Source organism: Cognatundibacterium rugosum (assembly GCF_014284365.1).
GTDB classification, from domain to species: domain Bacteria; phylum Pseudomonadota; class Gammaproteobacteria; order Burkholderiales; family Burkholderiaceae_D; genus Undibacterium; species Undibacterium rugosum.
The window spans coordinates 1-20,473 of record NZ_JACOGG010000020.1; the positions used below are offsets into that span (position 1 = coordinate 1).

The 20,473-nt window shown below is 51.2% G+C and carries 15 protein-coding genes; 8 read left to right on the plus strand and 7 right to left on the minus strand.

Annotated features, from left to right (window positions below; translation table 11 throughout):
• Window positions 1-244 precede the first annotated feature (244 nt).
• From H8K47_RS15370 to H8K47_RS15390, 5 genes are all read right to left on the minus strand, one after another.
• On the minus strand, window positions 245-2,773 hold the full coding sequence (locus H8K47_RS15370; protein ID WP_186882289.1) for a DUF1631 family protein: 2,529 nt from the start codon (window positions 2,771-2,773) through the stop codon (window positions 245-247).
• Window positions 2,774-2,943: 170 nt separating this feature from the next.
• On the minus strand, window positions 2,944-5,523 hold the full coding sequence (locus tag H8K47_RS15375; RefSeq protein WP_186882290.1) for a DNA topoisomerase III: 2,580 nt from the start codon (window positions 5,521-5,523) through the stop codon (window positions 2,944-2,946).
• Window positions 5,524-5,687: 164 nt separating this feature from the next.
• On the minus strand, window positions 5,688-6,152 hold the full coding sequence (locus H8K47_RS15380) for a Smg family protein (protein ID WP_186882291.1): 465 nt from the start codon (window positions 6,150-6,152) through the stop codon (window positions 5,688-5,690).
• 106 nt (window positions 6,153-6,258) lie between these two features.
• A complete protein-coding gene (gene dprA, locus H8K47_RS15385) occupies window positions 6,259-7,359 on the minus strand; it encodes a DNA-processing protein DprA (protein WP_230405285.1) in 1,101 nt (366 codons plus the stop codon).
• A gap of 18 nt (window positions 7,360-7,377) precedes the next feature.
• Entirely contained in the window at window positions 7,378-8,493 is a 1,116-nt protein-coding gene (locus H8K47_RS15390; protein WP_186882293.1) for a LysM peptidoglycan-binding domain-containing protein, read from the minus strand.
• 154 nt (window positions 8,494-8,647) lie between these two features.
• Here H8K47_RS15390 and def point away from each other — a divergent pair, with 154 nt between their 5' ends.
• The 4 genes from def (at window position 8,648) to H8K47_RS15410 (ending at window position 11,513) form a co-directional block, all read left to right on the plus strand.
• On the plus strand, window positions 8,648-9,175 hold the full coding sequence (gene def / locus H8K47_RS15395) for a peptide deformylase (RefSeq protein WP_186882294.1): 528 nt from the start codon (window positions 8,648-8,650) through the stop codon (window positions 9,173-9,175).
• A complete protein-coding gene (fmt, locus tag H8K47_RS15400; protein WP_186882295.1) occupies window positions 9,172-10,128 on the plus strand; it encodes a methionyl-tRNA formyltransferase in 957 nt (318 codons plus the stop codon). Before def ends, fmt begins: the two co-directional genes overlap by 4 nt.
• A gap of 255 nt (window positions 10,129-10,383) precedes the next feature.
• Window positions 10,384-10,944 carry a hypothetical protein gene (locus tag H8K47_RS15405; RefSeq protein WP_186882296.1) on the plus strand — a complete coding sequence of 187 codons (561 nt, stop codon included), beginning with the start codon at window positions 10,384-10,386 and terminating at the stop codon, window positions 10,942-10,944.
• Window positions 10,944-11,513, plus strand: a complete 570-nt coding sequence (locus H8K47_RS15410; RefSeq protein WP_186882297.1) for a FlgO family outer membrane protein — start codon at window positions 10,944-10,946, stop codon at window positions 11,511-11,513. Before H8K47_RS15405 ends, H8K47_RS15410 begins: the two co-directional genes overlap by 1 nt.
• Before the next feature lie 21 nt (window positions 11,514-11,534).
• On the opposite strand, the gene H8K47_RS15415 is transcribed toward H8K47_RS15410, so the two are convergent.
• Window positions 11,535-12,410 carry an EamA family transporter gene (locus H8K47_RS15415; RefSeq protein WP_230410224.1) on the minus strand — a complete coding sequence of 292 codons (876 nt, stop codon included), beginning with the start codon at window positions 12,408-12,410 and terminating at the stop codon, window positions 11,535-11,537.
• Between the two features lie 126 nt (window positions 12,411-12,536).
• On the opposite strand from H8K47_RS15415, the gene H8K47_RS15420 reads away from it, so the two are divergent.
• Entirely contained in the window at window positions 12,537-13,478 is a 942-nt protein-coding gene (locus tag H8K47_RS15420; protein ID WP_230405286.1) for a LysR family transcriptional regulator, read from the plus strand.
• On the opposite strand, the gene nhaR is transcribed toward H8K47_RS15420, so the two are convergent.
• Complete coding sequence (gene nhaR, locus H8K47_RS15425) at window positions 13,444-14,343, minus strand: transcriptional activator NhaR (RefSeq protein ID WP_186882299.1); 900 nt, start codon at window positions 14,341-14,343, stop codon at window positions 13,444-13,446. The two genes, H8K47_RS15420 and nhaR, sit on opposite strands and share 35 nt — an antisense overlap.
• Window positions 14,344-14,574: 231 nt before the next feature.
• On the opposite strand from nhaR, the gene H8K47_RS15430 reads away from it, so the two are divergent.
• The 3 genes from H8K47_RS15430 (at window position 14,575) to metH (ending at window position 20,468) form a co-directional block, all read left to right on the plus strand.
• Window positions 14,575-15,261 (plus strand): Bax inhibitor-1/YccA family protein, encoded by a 687-nt coding sequence (locus H8K47_RS15430; protein WP_186882300.1) that lies wholly within the window; start codon window positions 14,575-14,577, stop codon window positions 15,259-15,261.
• A gap of 6 nt (window positions 15,262-15,267) precedes the next feature.
• On the plus strand, window positions 15,268-16,224 hold the full coding sequence (locus tag H8K47_RS15435) for a TerC family protein (RefSeq protein ID WP_186882325.1): 957 nt from the start codon (window positions 15,268-15,270) through the stop codon (window positions 16,222-16,224).
• A 491-nt stretch (window positions 16,225-16,715) separates the two neighbouring features.
• A complete protein-coding gene (metH, locus tag H8K47_RS15440) occupies window positions 16,716-20,468 on the plus strand; it encodes a methionine synthase (RefSeq protein ID WP_186882301.1) in 3,753 nt (1,250 codons plus the stop codon).
• Window positions 20,469-20,473 lie beyond the last annotated feature (5 nt).

Here is a 20,473-nt window from a genome sequence, read left to right on the forward strand (position 1 = left end):
ACATTTATTGACTGTTAATTGTTAAAGATCACAGAATATTGAATTCTTTTTTCTGCTTGCCTTCCGGCTTTTGCTTCGAATCGTTTTGTTCGTCAGCAGCAGAGAAACGAGATTATGAAGCCTAGCCCCGCTTGTGTCAACACCCTTCGATGAATTATGCTGAAATCCATTACAAGCAGCGCTTGAGTGTCTCGTCTTTGTTGAAATAGCAGGTGGGAACAAGCCTCATAGATAAAGAAGGAATTCAGCCTGGATAATTACCCTGTCCTTGGGATTCGAGATGATCTGCGGTTCGTATCATCGTGGTAATGGCGCGTTCAAACGCGGGGCCAGGTTCTATCAGTTTGGCCTGACTGCGGCTGAACTGTTGCAGCAGATATTTCTGCTCTGCGATCACGGGTTCACTGACGCCTGAAACACTGAGTATCAAAACGCATGCATGCGGGTCACTCCAGTGCACGCAAGCGCGCCTGGCATTTCCTTCATACTGTATTTCCAACGGTGTGCCAGCAATCAGCTTGTCCAATATCGCCTTGGAATCGAATGACTTGCCTGGCTTCAATGCGATCGGAATTGCTGCAGCATCAGTGTTATATGCTTCTGACTCCAGATAATGCACCGCTAAATCAATTTCTGCGGTCACTGCACTCAGGAAAGGACGGATAGCTGTATATTCTCCGCTCAAGTCCCCTTCGCTACACAACAGCGGGATGTGTCTGAGTAAGAGCGCAAACCGGTTCTGCAACTCCACCTGGCTCAGTACCGTTCCGCCTGTCGTCACCGTATTCAGGGCTTTTTGATGAGCATCGTTCAGCCAGCCATACAGTGCGTTTTGCTTAAAATTGTTCCAATTAAGCAAATCCAATCCCTGCTGCAGACAACTTTTTAGTTCTGGCAATTTATCAGTCAGCAGCAGTCTGTCCTCAATGCTGGGCTTGGGCTGAATACTCCAGATGACATCCGGCACGAAGGCACAGAAGCGCTGCATTTGGCTTTCACTCTGCCGCGCTGCCAGTAAAATTGCTCGTGCCCACTCCAGTTCGAGAAAATTTTTGAATTGCTGTGCAAGCGGGATGTCCGCTAACGGCCGCGAAATCAGCAAAGAAAGCCGGCTCTGCTCTTGATAACGCAACTGGGCTTCTTCTACCGACTTAACAGCCCGCCGGATCGCCTTATCCTGAACGCGCAATTCTTTCTCTACATAGATGTCAAAACGCGTATGAATTCTTTCGAATAAACCCGGCACTTCACAATCATGTCGTGCCAAGGTCTTAAAGATTTTTGCGATTTCTGCTTCGAATTCACGCTCAGTGGCACGATGTGCAGTGACGGCCAACATCACGCTCGAAATGCGACTCAGCAGTAATCTGGCGGGATGCCGCGGTGCGAGCACAAAACTGCTATCCATCAAGGCTAATTGCAGATAGAGAAATTGCAATCTGGCAAAACTCTGCTTCAACTCTGCCGTAATCAGCGTGTCAGCGAACACACTCTCAAACAGCATGCTGATGACATCGATCAACATTTGCTGCTCAGGTTTATCGGTCAGCGCACGCAAATTCTGACGTTGCTCGACAAGCAAATTTCGCAGATCGCCGCGTGCATTAAGTAACCCTGTCTGTTCGGTTACCCATTGTTTATGCATCTTGCCCAGCAGCTTCAGCAATACTGACTGGCTGGCAAAGCGTTCCGACGCCAACATACCGGAACTGGCTGCTTCAGACTGCAATTCCTTCAACAAAGGAAGGAGAGCTGCGGGAAAACTCAAATCCCGAGTCTTGACGTTGGTGGCAGTCTGGTTCAGGAACTGGGTATAACCTGATCCTTCAGGAAAACGGCCATCATCTTTACCGAAAATTCGCCGCAATACATCACCCAATGCGAACTTGTCTGACTTCCAGCTAAACTCGCTGTCATTTAACTGTCCATCTTGATTCAGTTCCGCACAGGCAGCACGTCCACGCTGTAGGCTGATAAAGTCCTTGAGACTGGGAACGGACGACATGCTCATCGCAGGGAAACCCGATGCCGCGGCCACCACGGCGGCCCGGCCATAATGCGATGTCGAATTCGCAAATGCAGAATGCCCGAATTTGCCCGTGGTTGTATTCGATACATCGGTGTTGTGCTTGACTTTGACGATCAGTTTGGCCTCCACGCCTTGTCGCGCCAGGTCAGCATTCACCTGCTGATAGATGTCTGAGATACTGCGGCCCAATGCCTCACTGAGATATATCACCATCAGATTTGCGATATCAGCCTCAAAGCGCATACTCTCGATGGCCTGCTCTATACAGCGCGCGAAAATATAGGGGCGGAAAGGATTTTCGCGCTCGCGTATATCTTCCTGACCAAATAAAGTGGAAATGCGCAGATTCAGTTCATTCAGTTGCTGATCTGCCTGATTGCGCAACAAAGTGGTGATGCTGTTAAAACGCAGCGTTTCTTCGAAACGCATAGAATCCAGCAAAGACAGGGAATCTGCCTGTTGAGTCAGGATATTACTGGCAGGGCGAAAATGGGCGTAACTGGTTTCCAGACCCCGATCAAGCAACATACGCAGAAAGAACTGCATTTTTTCCAGAATAGCCTGCCGCTTTTCCTGCAAGTAATAGCGCGTTTGAAAAACGGTCGCCTGCTCGACTGCAGACGAACTGGAGCTGGCTTTCGCAAACAAAGCCTCTATCGCGTGTGGAATCAGATTTTCTATCGCAGCCTGAAAAGACTGTTCCAGTACCTGTCGAGACGCCCCCAATACTTCGCGCGGCAGCATACATTTCCCAATGCAAAATTGTTATTGAGAACAATATACCGAACAAGCTGAGGAATTAGCAAATTTTGCTGCTATAACTGTCTGTTCTGAACTTCTTTGGCCGCAAAGCCGGACCAAAGAGACAGTCGTCCGCCAGCTGACTGCTTGCAGACGACCAGGATGAACGCGGATCAGGCCGCTTTCTTTTTACGTACGGCTGGTTTCTTGGCGACGGCTGGCGCGTCGGCCTCAGCCGCCACGGCTTTTGCTTTGGCTGTTTTTGCAGGCGCTTTAGCTTTGCGCTCTTCAAATTCAAAACCTATCTTGCCATCTTTAGCGCGCACCAAAAACGCCTTGAATGGCCGACGCGTACGTTGGGAAATGAAGCCAGGTAATAAATCGGTTTTTCCATCCACCAGTAATTTCACCATCTGCTCTGGCAAGATTTCCTGTTGCAGGATAATCCGTCCACTGCGGAAATCGCAGGCCTTAGGCTTGGCTACGGTTTTTTCGCAGACGTAAGCCAGACCCATTTCGTACACACCACTGGCGCATTTAGGGCAAGGTCCCAAGGCGGTCTGCTGAGAAAAATCGACGCCTTCGGCATCTTCATCATCATCCTGATTCTGGCCAAAGTCGAATTCCAGCTTCAGGTTATTGTGTTCGGTATCCGGCACGATTTTCAAAATCGCAGCAAACGGTCTGCCCATTTTTGAGCGGAAGCCTTGTAAAGGACCAATTTCCCGCTTAGCCAGCAACTCCTCCACTTCCGCAACTTCAAACTGGCGACTACCCGGTACTTTACTCATAGAGAAACTACATTGGGTACAGGCAAAGCGACGGTAATTCTCTTTCACGACACCGCCACAATGCGGACAAGGTGTCTGTAAAGTTGCATAGTCACCCGGTATGGTGTCGTTGTCATATTCTTTGGCACGCTTAACGATAATCTGCGTCATCTGGGCAATTTCGCGCATGAATTCATCGCGACTGATTTTGCCTTTTTCCATTTGCGACAGCTTGTATTCCCACTCACCGGTCAACTCCGGCGAAGTCAGCTCGTCCACACCCAAGCCACGCAGCAAGGTCATTAATTGAAATGCCTTGGCAGTCGGCATCAGTTCGCGACCTTCACGCAGCAAGTATTTTTCTGTGAGCAAACCTTCAATAATGGCGGCGCGGGTGGCTGGTGTGCCCAAGCCCTTACCTGCCATGGCCTCACGCAACTCGCCATCATCCACCAACTTGCCCGCACCTTCCATCGCGGACAGTAAAGTCGCTTCTGAATAGCGGGCTGGCGGCTTGGTGAACAGGCCATGCGCCTGGACTTCTTCGGTAATCACTTTCTCACCTTTAGCCACCGGCACCAGTGTTCCTTTGCCATCGCCGTCTTTTTCTTCCAGCGCTTCCTTACCGTAAATCGCCAGCCAGCCAGCCTGGGTCATGACCTTGCCTTCAGTTTTGAACTGATGACCGGATACTTCAGTGATGCGGGTCGTGACCTGGAATTCGGCAGCAGGGAAGAACACGGCCATAAAACGGCGTGTGACTAAGTCATACAATTTCTGCTCAGGCTCAGACAGATTTTTCGGCGCCTGGCCAGTCGGAATAATCGCAAAGTGATCACTGATCTTGCTGTTATCAAAAATCCGCTTATTCGGCTTGATCCAGCTATTCTTCAAAATCTGTGCCGCAAATTGCTGGTAATTATGATTTTCTGAAATATTTTCCAGTATCTGCTTCGTGGTTGGCAGATAGTCTTCCGGTAAATGACGGGAGTCCGTACGCGGATAAGTTAAGACCTTGTGCTTTTCGTACAAAGCCTGCGCCAGCCCCAGCGTGTTTTTTGCAGAGAAACCGAATTTGGCATTCGCCTCACGTTGCAGGCTGGTCAAATCAAACAAAGCCGGTGCCATCTGGGTAGCCGGTTTGGATTCTTCACTGACATGACCCTGACGTCCACGACATGCTGCGACAATAGATTCGGCCGCGGCTTTACTCCATAAGCGCTCGGCTTTCTTTTCTGTATCGTGTTCGTCTTTTTTGAAATTCGGATCAAGCCAGCGGCCTTCGTAAATACCGGCGGCACACACAAATTCTGCGCGTACTTCCCAAAAATCACGGGAGACGAATTTCTTAATCTTTTCTTCGCGCTCCACCACGATGGACAAAGTCGGCGTCTGCACTCGACCCACAGTAGTCAGATAAAAACCGCCTTCTTTGGAATTAAAGGCTGTCATTGCACGGGTACCATTGATACCGATCAGCCAGTCAGACTCGGAGCGGCAACGCGCTGCATCCGCCAGCGGCAACATGTCCGCATCACTGCGCAGCTTGTGGAAACCATCGCGTATCGCGGTAGGTGTCATCGATTGCAACCATAAGCGCTGCACTGGCTGCTTCGCCTTGGCATGCTGGGCGATCAGACGAAAAATCAACTCCCCTTCACGGCCCGCGTCACACGCGTTGATGAGTTGACTGACATCTTTACGCTTGATCAGCTTGGTCAGCACTTTCAGGCGCGACTCGGTCTTTGCGATCGGGTTCAGTGCAAAGTGTGGCGGTATCATCGGCAAATGCGTGAAACTCCATTTGCCGCGTTTAACGTCGTATTCTTCCGGAACCGTAATTTCCAGCAAATGACCGACTGCCGAAGACAACACATATTCATCCGATTCAAAAAAGTCATCATGCTTGGTAAATCCTCCCAAAGCTTTCGCTATGTCAGCGGCGACAGAAGGTTTTTCGGCAATGATGAGCGTTTTTGTCATTTCGGAATTCTCGGATGGTTTGGTACTGCAAATGTCGAATTTGCAACATTTATTGCAAAATAAGCGTAAGACTAACCTAAATTAGCGCGCAATAATAATCGGAGCTGGCAAGAAACCGCAATGCAGACCAGATTTTTGCGGGAAATCTTTCGTAAAAGAAAGGATTAATGTAAAAGCCGGGGTTCGTTGTCGTCATCTGACAACAATAACTCGTCAAACATTAACATGTCGGGCTCTGCACCCTGACTCCACAGCATCATCAGCACGATGATGCGCAGCTTTTCCAAAGGCAGGGGAGACTCATTCACTGCCAGCGCGCGCTCAATCACAATTTCACGCTGATGGAAACTTAATAAGCCTGCAGATTCCAGAAACTGTATAAACCCTATCGCCTGCGGACCCAGCACGCGCATTTCAGACTGGGCATAAATACGAAAACCACTTGAGGTCTGTACCGGCAACTGCGCTTGATCGGAAGTGGTGGCGAGCCCGGTCAGCCAGTCTATCGCTTCAGAAATTTCATCTTCAGGAAAACCAACCGCAGAGAGTTTTTTGACCAACGCCGCCGTATCGGGGCAGGCTTCCGGCCGATAATACGTTTCGTAGAGGTATACAAGAATATCAAACATGCGTGTACTGTATCTGTTGCTTTGCTCCGGCACAAGTCCCCGTGCACAGATTATGTGTATCAAGTCAGCACTGTCCGACGCACAGCACCAGCTTGCTTCCAAAAAATCAACACAAACGCCTTACCAGCCCACCGGGTAAAGTCTCGACCATACCGGATAATTCCAGCTCCAGCAGCTGCGCCTGTAAGCTGGCTAAATCCATCCCTGTCCTTACGCCCAGCTCGTCCAGCGGTACCGGGTCGTACGCAAGCTGCTGCAACAGTGCGCTGGCTGGTTCCGAATCGCACGAAGCTGGACTCAGCACCGCGTGAGCCCCTGAGCCAGCAGTGACGTCGAACCAGGCTAGCTCTTCCAGAATGTCTTGTGCAGACTCCACCAGTTTCGCTCCTTGTTTAATCAGCTGATGGCAGCCCTTGGCGAGCGGAGAATGTATCGAGCCAGGTATCGCAAAGACTTCCCGTCCCTGCTCAGCCGCCAGCCTGGCGGTGATCAATGAACCCGACTGGGCGGCAGCTTCCACCACTAATACCCCGGCCGATAAACCAGAGATCAGTCGGTTGCGGCGCGGAAAATTCCCTGCGATGGCAGGCGTTCCAAGTGAGTATTCACTAATGACACAACCTTTATCAGCTATGGATTTTTCTAAATTTTTATGACGGGCAGGATAAATAATATCGACGCCGGTACCGACGACTGCAATGGTAGAGCCGCGATATGCTAAGGCTGACTCGTGCGCGGCTGCATCGATACCGGCCGCCATCCCGGAACTGATACAAATTCCGGCTTGCGAAAGATGCTCAGCGAACCAGCCAGCATTGCGCACCCCTTGTACACTGGCGTTGCGACTACCCACCACGCCCAGACTGCGTGCGGATAACAAGTCGGTACGGCCTTTGACGTACAGCAGCAGCGGAGGATCAGGAATTTCCAGCAAAGTCGCCGGATAAGCGGCATCCGCGAGCGTGATCAGGTGATGGGAAGGCTGCTGCAGCCAGGCATCGGTTTGCTCTGCGAGACGTAACAAAGATGCTGAGACCGGCGCCAGCAACGCTTCTGCCAGCTTAGGGGAGACAATCGCAGTCAGCTGAGTTGTGCTGGCTGCAAAAATGTGTGAAGGTAAGCCAAATGCTGCCAGCAAGCGTCGTGCTGTTTCCGGCCCGACGCCTTTGGTATGTTGCAAACGTAACCAGTAAAACCAGTCTGGCAACAAAGCTCCTCCATTCGCTTACTGCGGAGACTGCGCGATATCTCCTACTTTCACAAAGTCCGTGACTTGCATCACCAGGCCATAAGAAATCGTATCGAACACGCGGAAAATAAACACATGACCATACTGCTCATTCGGCAGCTTGATAAGGCGGTTACCGTCGGTACGATCCTTCACCGTCGCACCGTAGCGCTGCAATGACAACACGGTTCCCAGATCGATGCCATGTTCGCGGCCACGGTTAATCGTCACAATCTGATTCTGTCCAGCGACCGATACACCACCATAAACACTGACTATCCTAGCCTTAATCTCATCATACGGCGGATGCGGGACATAGCTCAGTATGGGTGTAGGCGGAATCGGTAATAAACGATCCCCCACTGACATTTCCTCTTTCGAGTTCACCACCGTAAAAGTATGCACATCACCGTTCTCGTCGCCTTCGCGATCGAGCTTGACGGTACCGACGAACGCAGCTTCATAGCCGATGATATTCCCGCTTTCCGGATCTTTCAACGGTGTGCCGGGTCGAAATACCTGGAATGAGGTACCGCCGTCAAGATCACCCCGCACGTAGGCTTTTTCATTCTGTCCCAGATTCACACGGCTTTCCGGAGCTGCCACGATACGCGGCGTACGTTCCAGTGTGTTGACGTCAACTACCATAGGTTGCGATAAAAATGGCTCAATTGCCGATGCAGGTATAGAGCGGATCGCATTTGCGCCCAGACCCTGAACCCGGGCACGTGGCGACAATTTAACCGTAGCGACACCGCCCACCATGCCTTCACCCGAGGCATTTGCCAAACGCAAACGCTGGTTGACGCGATCAAAATAAACAATCTGTCCCGGATAAATCCAGTGTGGATTACGGATATCTTCTTTGTTCATGCCCCAAACCTGTGGCCAGCACCAAGGATTTTGCAGAAAACGTGAAGAAATGCCCCACAGCGTATCGCCGCTGACGACCACATGTTTATCGGGTGCATCTGGCAGAAAACTACATTTACTCTTGGCAGCAACTGCCTGAGCCTGAGCAATCGTCGCATCAGCCGGAGCCGCATGAGCATTTGCGGAGGCCAGAGGAAGGCCCGCAACGAGGAAGGCGGCGATTGTGCTAAACTTTTTCATGAACATTATCCGATGCAAAATGCTGCAATCCGCAAACTGGCGAGTAGGCACTAGCTTGCAAAACTTGCCAAATTGAATCAAATTCTGCCCATAAAACCCTGAACTAGCAAGAAAAACCGCGTAAACCTGTTTCCGGCTTGTTGCGAAAAATCTTATGTCTATACTAAATATTTTGTGTTATCCCGACCCACGTCTGCACACCGTGGCGAAACCTGTCACGGTATTCGATGACAAGCTGAAACAATTCATTGCTGACATGGCTGAAACCATGTACGACGCACCAGGTGTCGGTCTGGCCGCATCACAAGTGAATGTGCATGAACAAGTCGTCGTGATCGATGTTTCTGAGTCGAATGACCAGTTACAGGTGTTTATTAACCCTGAAATCACCTGGGCCAGCGAAGAAAAGCGTATCTATGACGAAGGTTGTCTGTCTGTTCCTGGCATCTATGATGGCGTCGAGCGCCCGGCGGAGGTCAAGGTAAAAGCACTGGATGGCGATGGAAAACCGTTTGAAATTCACTGCAAAGACTTGCTCGCCGTCTGCATTCAACACGAAATGGATCACTTAAAAGGCAAGGTTTTTGTGGAATATTTGTCTCCGCTAAAACGTAACCGTATTAAAACAAAGTTACAAAAAGAAGAGCGCGAAAAACAACGGAATCAGGCTGGTCGTCGATGAAAGTCATTTTTGCAGGTACACCTGAGTTCGCGGCAAGTGCGCTGGCAGCCATACATGCTGCAGGCTTTGAGATTCCACTGGTGCTGACCCAGCCAGATCGTCCGGCCGGACGAGGCATGCAACTACAAGCCTCTGCGGTCAAACAATTTGCGCTCAGCCACAATTTGCCAGTGGCGCAGCCAGTCTCGCTGAAACTGGATGGAAAATATCCGGACGTGGCGCAAAGTGCCCATGAATTATTACGCACGACCCCGCACGATGTCATGGTGGTTGCGGCCTATGGCCTGATCCTGCCGGTATCCGTACTCAGCATTCCGCGCTTAGGCTGCCTGAATATTCATGGCTCCCTGTTACCGCGCTGGCGCGGTGCTGCGCCGATACATCGTGCTATAGAAGCTGGCGATGCCGAGACCGGCATCACGATTATGCAGATGGAAGCTGGCCTGGACACAGGTCCTATGCTGCTGAAACAAAGTATGCCCATACTGGACAGCGACACCACCGGCAGCCTGCATGACAAACTCGCCGCCCTCGGTGCGCAAATGATTGTCGATGCCTTGCATGCCTTACAGCATGATGGCCTGACTGCGACCGTTCAGCCTGAGGAAGGTGTCAACTATGCGGCCAAAATCAGTAAGGAAGAAGCCGCGCTGAACTTTAAGCTGCCTGCCACTGAGCTGGCACGTAAAATCCGTGCATTTACGCCCTTCCCCGGCACCCATGCGCAATGTGCGGGCCAGACCATCAAAATTTTCGCGGCCAGGGTCTTGCCACATCAGGGCACTCAGCAACCTGGCAGTATCCTCAGCGCCCATCCTCAGCAAGGTATCGTTGTGGCTTGTGGCAAAGATGCCCTGCAACTCACTGAATTACAAAAGCCTGGTGGAAAACGCCTGCCAGCTCAGGAATTTTTACAGGGATTTCAATTCCCGGCTGACGCCAGCTTTTCCTGATTGTCTGCGAGGCGGTGCCGCAAGCCAGCGGCACCTGCTGCATTGTTTGCAAATGCAGCAAAAAAACGACATTCCTGACCAGAAATCTCATGTCAGCCCCAAAGTTCCCCCCAAAAATTTTGTTTATCTCTTAGTCGACTGCAAATTCTTTCGCTGAGGATACTAGTTGTTGTATTCTTCAAGGCGGATTCAGCCTCTGCATCTAGCGCAGAGCTGTGCAATTATTTTCAGTTTCTCAGGATTAAAGGTAAGCGGATGAAGAAATTTGTTCCCGTTGCTGCCGCAGTAATGCTGCTGGCGGGTTGTGCAAGCTCCAAATTCAGCAGCTATACGGAAGCAGGCACAACAAAAAGTACGGATAGTCAAACCAGTGCATCTAACTGGTTACTGATCGCCAAGGATGTCGCCAATCAGATTAAGCTGGGAACCGATACGATCGGCGCTCCGGTGTTTGTGACGCCGCCTGTAAATCCGAGTAAGTTTACTCAGACTTTTTATGCTCAAGTTGTAACATCGCTGGTCAATCAGGGTGTCACTGTGCGTAAATTTAATGATGGCACAGCGCAGATTATTGATATCGACACACAGTTAGTGCGTTTTGTTCCTGAAAAACAAGGCAACCGGCGCTTTCTCGGTCTGACTTCCGCTTCGGGCAATGAAACTCAGCCGAATTACGAAGTCATCGTCACGACTTCACTGGTGAAGAATTCACAATTTGTCGCGCGCCGCACAGATGCATATCCTGTCAACGAACACGATGCGTCTTTATACAACAAAGATACGGAATTCAAATTTAAAGTTATCGGGAGCCAATAATGATGAAAAAAATCGCACTTGCTGTCGGTTGCGGCTTAGTACTGAGCGCATGCTCAAATATGAACCTGCTGAACAACCAGTCTGCCAGCTCATCCACAGCGCTGTCCTGGAAAGATGCAGAAACCAATGAATTTATCCCTACCAACCAGAAAGCTGCAGCAGCGCTGATCGCGGCAGCCGGTCCGGCTCTGGATAAATCGCGTCCGCTGATCGTGGCAACATTGGCCAACATCAACGCATTAGAAGAATCGTCCCCCTTCGGCCGTATCGTGGCTGAACAGGTCTCCGGCCAGTTTTCACGTTCCGGCTACCAGATGGTAGAGATGAAATTCCGCGATAAAGTATTCATCAAACAAAACGTCGGCGAATTACTGCTGACCCGCGAAATCAAAGAAGTCGCCAGCAATCACAGCGCACAGGCTGTCATCGTCGGCACCTATGCGGAAAGCGAAAAACTGGTGTTTGTGAACCTGAAACTGATACGTCCAGGCGACAATATCGTGCTGAGCACCTACGATTACGCGGTTCCTATGGATCGTACCGTCAAATCCCTGTTAGGTCGCCGCTGATCATCCGTTTTACGGCCATTTTCAGACCGCCTGCTTTTGCAGGCGTTTTTTTTCCTGCCAGGCGGCCCACCAACGCTCACCAAACAGATTGCATATCAATCCAGACAAAATCAGTGCAGACGCGAACAGCTTTAAATAACCTATAGGCTCTGAAAAAAATAAAGCGGAAACAGCCAGTCCAAACACCGGAATGAGTAATGAAAGCGGCATCACTCTTGATACGGAATACTGACGAATCAGAAAATTCCAGGCGGTATATCCGAATAGCGTGACGATATAAACCTGGTAAAACAAGCCCAACCAAAATGATGGCGTCATGGCTCTGAATTGCGCTTTCAAAAAAAACATATCGTGTGACAGCCAGCTCATTAACAGTAAAGGTATTGGGGCGAATAAGCAGGACCACACTAAAAATCCGAGTAACTCTTTCGTACGCGACTCTTTAAGAACAAAATTGGACAATGCCCAGCAAAGAGCACCTGCCATGACCAATATAATCCCGCTAAAAGTGACCGTACCATCTGATACGAAAATAATCATACATAATCCCGCTCCCGCCATGCAAGACCCCTGCCACTGAAAACGATGGAGTTTTTCCCGGTATAGCCAGGCACTGAGACCTAGGGAAAAGAACACAGCGGACTGAATGATCAATGACGCGAGGCCAGCAGACAGGCCCGTTGCAATGCCCAGATTACACAAGCCCCACAAAAAGCTACCAAATAACAATCCGTATGCAAGCAGATAGGTCCACGCAACTTGTGGCCGCCGGACAAAGAAAATTGCGGGTATTGCACACAATAAAAAACGCAGTCCCGCCAGCAAAAAGGGATCTGCTACGGTCAGACTCCATTTGATCACAGAAAAATTACTTCCCCAGATCATCGTGACCAGCAAAGCCAGTGCTAAATGTCGATATTTCATGATGTCTCTCCTGATTCATTCACAGGAGACATTGTCAACTTGCTTGAATTAATCAACAATGACCGATAACTTCAATATATCTTTGAATAATATTCAATAATGTATCTACTCAACGAAATGGCGGTCTTTGCTAAAGTGGTGCAGACTCAAGGCTTCAGTCGTGCAGCCCGCGAACTTAACCTGACCACCTCAGCCGTAAGCAGACATATACAAAGACTGGAGCAACATCTGGGCGCAAGGCTGTTGGTCAGAACGACGCGCCGTCTTGCACCGACTGAACTGGGGCAAGAAGTCTATGCCTGCTGCTGCCGCATCGTTGAAGATGCTAAAGATATCGAAACCATGAGCAGCCGCTACCAGCAAAGCCCCCAAGGAAAGCTGCGCGTTTCTGCTCCGGTCACGCTGGGGCAAATTTGGCTGGCACCCCTACTGGCAGAGTTTTCTAGAATTTACCCTGCAGTCACAGTGGAACTAAGCCTGCTGGATCGTTTTGTCGACATGATCGAAGAGGGATACGATCTGGTCTTACGCATTAGCAAGGATATGGCGCCCGGCCTTGCTGTACGCCCGTTGCAACTGATGCGTTACATCCTCATTGCATCACCCGCCTATTTGGACAAGCATGGCAAACCAACCCATCCAACTCAGTTAGTACAACATCAATTCACTCTTTTTGGTTACGCTGACTTTGATGGAGACTGGTATATGCGCTCTGCAAAAGATGAACAGATTCACATTCGCGTTCATCCGACGATCACTGTCAATAACAGCACTGCCATGCTGAGCGTCGTCGAACAACATGGCGGGATTAGCTTGTTACCCGACTATGTTGCAGCGAATGCCCTGAAAACGGGTAAGGTCGTCAGACTCCTGCCTGATTGGGAGTTTGAACAAAACTATGCGCCCAGGCACATCGTAGTCGCCTATCATCCGACCCGCCACCTCGCACTCAAAGCCAGGGTCTTCATTGATTTTCTTCATAGCCATCCTTTCCTGCACGATGATGTCAGGGCAGTACCGCGGAGCGAGCCGCCTCGCTGATGGCGAGGACCGCGGGATGGGTGATCTTGCGCTGGATGGAAATCGCGTAAAACTGTTCCTGAATTTCAGGCGTTTGTCCGATTAACTCCACATCATACTGACGCATCACTCTGTCCATGATCACCGTTGGCGCAGCGAATACACCAGCGCCAGCCTGACCAAATGCACTCATGAGCGCACTGTCATCAAACTCGCCAGTCATCTTGGGGTGTAGTTGTTGCTGATCCAACCATTGCAGCAAACGCCCACGTAAAGCTGCATCTTCACCGGGTAATAAAAATGGCGCACCGTCCAGTAAAGCCGGAAAGCTACCGGACAGGTTGGCGCGCAGGGCTGAGGTGGCAAAAAAACTGATCCCGGATTCAGCCAGCAAATGGCTGTAACCGCGTACATTGGCGGTCACAGGCATAGGACTGTCCGACAACACCACATCCAGCTTATGCATCGCCAGTTCCGCCAACAGCAATTCCAGTTTGCCCTCGCGACAATTGATGCGTAAGGTCTGTGGCAGACTCATGGCCGGTTCCAGCAATTGATAGGCCACTGTCTTGGGTACCGCATCAGATACCCCGACCCGCAGTTGCACGGTACGCGCGGTCGGCCGGTGATGCAGCACCTCTTCCAATTCACGGCCCAATGCGAAGATATCTTCCGCATAGCTCAATACCAGGCGCCCTGCTTCGGTCAGCTCCAGATTACGTCCTTGCTTACGGAATAAAGCTTCGCCCTGCATTTCTTCAAACAACGTGAGCTGGCCGCTGATCGTCTGTGGTGTCAGATGCAATTGCTCACTGGCGCGTGCGATGCTGCCGGATTTCGCCACCATCCAAAAATAGTGCAGGTGTTTGTAATTTAAAGCGGGCATATTTTGGCAAGCGAAGGCAGGTAAAAAGGGGAAAATCCGGTCAGCATCAAACAACCCTTCACGCAGATTGATTAAGCAAGCGTAAAACATCGAATTTTACGAAGTATTTATCAAGTATATTCGACTTTTCTTTCAATTTGCTTGCAACTAGACTGTAGCCACCTTCTGTTGGGAAGGGGAAGTCCTGTTCTTAGGAATATTTGTGAGACTTCAACATTTCAGGAGAAAAGCATGAAAATCTTGAGCCGTTCGACTGCACGTGATGTGCAATCTGTCGACTATACCGATACCACCGCGAGTGACAGCCATAAGGTATTACGCAATACCTATATGCTACTGTCGATGACGCTGCTGTTTTCCGCGCTGACTGCAGGGCTCAGTGTGGCGTTTGCCGTACCGGGGCCGGGTATCCTCATCACCCTGGTCGCCTATTTCGGCCTGCTGTTTGCGGTGACTAAATTACGTAACAGTGGCTGGGGTATTGCTGCTGTATTTGCGCTGACGGGCTTCCTCGGTTACACCCTGGGACCTATCCTGAGTCTGTATCTGAAAATGCCAGGCGGCTCCTCCATCGTGATGACCGCCATGGGTCTGACCGGTCTGATTTTCATGGGCCTGTCTGCTTACGTGTTGGTCAGCAAGCGTGACTTCAGTTTCATGGGCGGCTTCCTGATGGCAGGCATGATCGTGGCGCTGGTCGCGAGTCTGGGCGCAATTTTCTTCCAGATTCCCGCTTTGTCGCTCGCGATTTCCGGTCTGATGGTACTGCTGATGTCCGGCATGATCCTGTTCGAAACCAGCAATATCATTCGTGGTGGTGAAACTAACTACATCATGGCGACTGTCAGCCTGTACATCACTATTTTCAACTTATTCACCAGCCTGTTGCAGTTGCTGGGATTTATTGAAAAAGAGTAAGCCATGATGCATTCCGTCGCACAGCCCTGGATGTGGGCCGTATTTATCGCTTTTGTGTTAGCTATGTTAGCCGTCGACGTATTCGCGCTGGGCGGCTCTAAAGCACATAAAGTCAGCGTCCGGGAAGCGGCGGGCTGGTCCATCGTCTGGGTGGCACTGGCAATGGCCTTCGATTTCGGTCTGTGGATGTATCTGACTGAAACCTTAGGCCGTGAGCTGGCGACTGCCAAGGCGATGGAATTTTTGACCGGCTACGTGATAGAAAAATCACTGTCGGTCGACAATGTGTTCGTCTTCCTGATGATCTTCGCGCACTTCAACGTGCCGCCACAACATCAGCGTAAAGTCTTGCTCTACGGCGTACTGGGCGCAATCATCATGCGTATCATCATGGTGCTGGCAGGCAGCTGGGTCGTAACGCAGTTTTCCTGGGTACTGTATCTGTTTGGCGTATTCCTGCTGATTACCGGTTTCCGTATGCTGGTCAGCGTTGAACAGGAACCGGATATCGAAGCCAATCCGGTACTGCGCCTGGCAAAAAAAATACTGCCTTTTACCAAAGAATTTCACGGTGAACAATTCAGCATCAAAGAAAACGGCAAACGTGTTTTCACGCCCTTGCTGCTGGTATTGATACTGATAGAAATTTCAGATGTGATTTTTGCGGTGGATTCGATTCCGGCGATTTTTGCAGTGACGACCGATCCCTTTATCGTATTCACGTCGAATATCTTCGCCATCATGGGCTTGCGTGCTCTGTACTTCTTGCTGGCAGATATGGCCGATCGCTTCCATCTGTTGAAATTCGGTCTGGCTTTTGTGCTGATGTTCGTCGGTATCAAGATGCTCATTGTCGAATGGATGCATGTACCAACCGGTATCTCTTTAATGGTCATCGGCACCATTCTGGGCGGCTCTGTCATCGCCAGCCTGTTTGTGACCCGGCATACAAAACACAAGTAAGTACTCTAGTCTACGCCTGCCAGATACTGGCAGGCGTAGACGCTGATTCCTTTTAGCTTCCATGTCAATTCCCTTTCGGCATATCTCTCTGTTGAGGATATGCTTTTTTTTTCGTTAATTTTTCACTGAAAGACAGCACAAACGATCGCGCCCGCAGCAAGGGAATTGTGTGAACTGCTTGCAAACAGACTGTGGTTTTTTGCATAAAGATCATAAGCATCTGCTCAAAATGTATAAACAAAATCCCGCAAACGGCGAGCCTGAGGGGTCCAAGCCCTTGATTTGACGTATAATTTCCCCTCAGCGCCGATTTGAGATTCAGATTGCGGGCGCATAATAAATGCTGCTAAAAGGACCCGACCCGATCCGCATGCATGCATCAGCCGATCGGGTTTTTTATTATCAGGACGCAAAGCGCAGCAGTCTGGATGACTGACACCGGCAATCAAACGCCGCGTAGCGCCCACCTCCTTGTTGAACGAGTAAACATCATGACTACAACTGTGCCTGTCTCTGCTACCGAAACCCGTTTGCGCACCCTGCTGCAACAACGCATCCTGATCCTGGATGGCGCGATGGGCACCATGATCCAGCGTTACAAACTGACCGAAGCCGATTACCGCGGCGAGCGTTTTCAAGACTTCACCGGCCCTGAAGGCGTACGTGAGCTGTTCGTCAAAGGGAATAACGAATTACTGTCGCTGACCCGCCCCGATGTGATCGCTGAAATCCATGAACAATACCTGGCGGCCGGTGCGGATCTGATCGAGACCAATACCTTCGGTGCCACCACGGTCGCGCAGGACGACTACCATATGGCGCATCTGGCCTATGAGATGAACGTGGCATCGGCCAGAATTGCACGTGCAGCCTGCGATAAATACTCGACCCCGGACAAGCCACGTTTTGTCGCGGGCGCACTGGGGCCAACCCCTAAGACCGCCTCCATCTCCCCTGATGTGAATGATCCGGCAGCGCGTAATGTCACCTTTGATCAACTGGTCACGGCTTACCACGAGCAGGTACGCGGCCTGGTAGATGGCGGCGCCGATGTGCTGCTGGTCGAAACCATCTTCGATACACTCAACTGTAAAGCCGCGCTGTTCGCCATTGATCAGTATTTCGAAGAAAGCGGCCAACGTCTGCCTATCATGATCTCCGGTACCGTCACCGATGCCTCCGGCCGTATCCTGTCGGGACAAACCGTACCTGCTTTTTGGAATTCTGTACGCCATGCCAAACCGCTCACCATCGGCCTGAACTGTGCACTCGGTGCCACGCTGATGCGTCCGTATGCCGAAGAATTATCCAAAATCGCCGACACCTTTGTCTGTATTTATCCGAATGCGGGTTTGCCCAACCCCATGAGCGACACCGGCTTTGACGAGCTGCCAGCAGATACTTCGGCCCTGCTCAAAGAATTCGCCCAAGCCGGCTTCATCAACATCGCCGGTGGCTGCTGCGGCACCACGCCAGCGCATATCAAGGCCATCGCCGATCTGCTGCAAACCCAGGCGCCGCGCCAGTTACCGCAGATCGCGCCAGCCATGCGCCTGTCCGGACTGGAACCGTTCACCATCGATCAGGACAGCCTGTTCGTCAATGTCGGTGAACGTACTAACGTGACCGGTTCCAAAGCCTTTGCGCGTCTGATCCTGAACGAGCAATACGATGAGGCATTGGCGGTCGCACGTCAGCAGGTAGAAAACGGTGCTCAGATCATCGACATCAATATGGATGAAGCGATGCTTGATTCGCTGGCGGCGATGACACGCTTCCTGAATCTGATCGCCTCGGAACCTGATATTGCGCGCGTCCCTATCATGATCGACTCATCCAAATGGTCGGTGATCGAAGCGGGTCTGAAATGCGTACAGGGTAAGGCGATCGTGAATTCGATCTCCATGAAAGAAGGTGAGGCCGAATTCCTGCGTCAGGCCACCCTGTGCAAACGCTATGGTGCAGCCGTGATCGTGATGGCATTCGACGAAACCGGTCAGGCCGATACCTATGCACGTAAGACGGAAATCTGCGAACGCGCATACCGTCTGTTGGTCGATCAGATTCAGTTCGATCCCCAGGATATTATTTTTGATCCGAATATCTTTGCGGTCGCGACCGGTATCGAAGAACACAATAACTACGCGGTAGACTTTATCGAAGCGACGCGCTGGATACATCAAAATCTGCCGGGCGCTAAAATCAGCGGCGGCGTATCGAATGTGAGCTTCTCTTTCCGTGGCAATGATCCGGCACGCGAAGCCATCCATACCGTGTTCCTGTATCACGCGATTCAGGCTGGCATGACCATGGGCATAGTGAATGCGGGCATGGTAGGGGTGTATAGCGAGCTCGATCCTGAACTGCGCGAACGGGTCGAGGACGTCGTGCTGAACCGGCGCGATGACGCGACTGAGCGCATGATCGAATTTGCTGCCACCCTCAAAGCTGGCGGTAAAAAAGAAGAAGCGACGCTGGAATGGCGCAATGACCCGGTAGAAAAACGTCTGGCCCATGCGCTGGTACACGGCATCACACAGTGGATAGTGGAAGACACCGAACAGGCACGCCAGCAATTTGAGCGCCCTATCCAGGTCATCGAAGGTCCGCTGATGGACGGTATGAATATCGTCGGTGACCTGTTCGGACAAGGCAAAATGTTCTTGCCACAGGTGGTCAAATCCGCACGCGTGATGAAGCAGGCCGTGGCGCATCTGGTGCCTTTCATCGAAGAAGAAAAGAAACGCAGCGGCGATCACAAACCAAAAGGCAAAATTGTGATTGCCACCGTCAAAGGTGACGTGCATGACATCGGTAAAAACATCGTGACCGTGGTCCTGCAATGTAATAACTTTGAAGTGGTGAACATGGGCGTGATGGTGCCCTGCTCAGAAATTCTGGCCAAAGCCAAGGCAGAAAATGCCGACATCATCGGCTTGTCCGGTCTGATCACACCATCGCTGGAAGAAATGGCCTATGTCGCCAAAGAGATGCAACGTGATCCGCATTTCCGCATGATGAAGATCCCGCTGCTAATCGGCGGCGCCACCACCAGCCGCGCCCATACTGCGGTCAAGATAGCGCCGAATTATGAAGGTCCGGTCGTGTATGTACCGGATGCCTCGCGCTCCGTATCGGTCGCGCAATCGCTGCTGACCCCGGAAAGCCGCGAGCAATACATCACCGAACTCGGCAGCGATTACGAACGTATCCGGATTCAGCATGCGAATAAAAAAACCACGCCTATGCTGACGCTGGAACAGGCACGCGCCAATAAGATGCGGGTTTCATTCAGCGGCGCGGAAGCACCGGTGAAACCGAAATTCATCGGCCGCCGTGTATTTAAAAATGTCGATCTGGCCACCATCGCTAACTACATAGACTGGGGTCCGTTCTTCCAGACCTGGGATCTGGCCGGACCTTTCCCTGCCATCCTGAGCGATGACATCGTCGGCGATGCCGCGACCAAGGTGTATGCCGAAGGTCAGGCCATGCTGAAAAAAATCATCGAAGGTCGCTGGCTCACTGCCAATGGCATCGTCTCACTACTGCCAGCCAACAGCGTGAATGAAGACGATATAGAAATCTATACCGATGACAGCCGCAGCGAAGTTGCGTTCACCTATTACGGCGTGCGCCAGCAAACCGAAAAACCGATCGTCGATGGCCCTGATGGACAAAAAATCCAGCGCCCGAATCAATGTCTGGCCGACTTCATTGCGCCTAAAACCAGCGGTATCGCCGACTACATAGGGATGTTCGCCGTGACTGCCGGTCTGGGTATAGAAAAACACGAAAAACGCTTTGAAGATGCGCATGACGACTACAGCAGCATCATGCTGAAATCGCTGGCTGACCGTCTGGCCGAAGCCTTTGCCGAGTATCTGCATGAGCGTGTGCGTACCGATTTGTGGGGATATGCGGCCAACGAGCAACTGAGCAATGAAGAGCTGATACGCGAAAACTATCGCGGCATCCGCCCTGCTCCCGGCTATCCGGCCTGCCCGGAACACACGGTAAAAACCGAGATGTTTTCGCAAATGCAGTGTCAGGATATCGAGATGTATGTGACCGAATCCTGGGCCATGATCCCTGGCGCTGCCGTCTCAGGTTTCTACTTCGCGCATCCTGATTCCAAATACTTCAGCGTCGGCAAAATCGGTGATGACCAGGTCAGCGACATGGCCAGCCGCCGTGGCGTAGCCAAGTCAGATGTGGAACGCTGGCTGGCACCGAATCTGTAACAAGT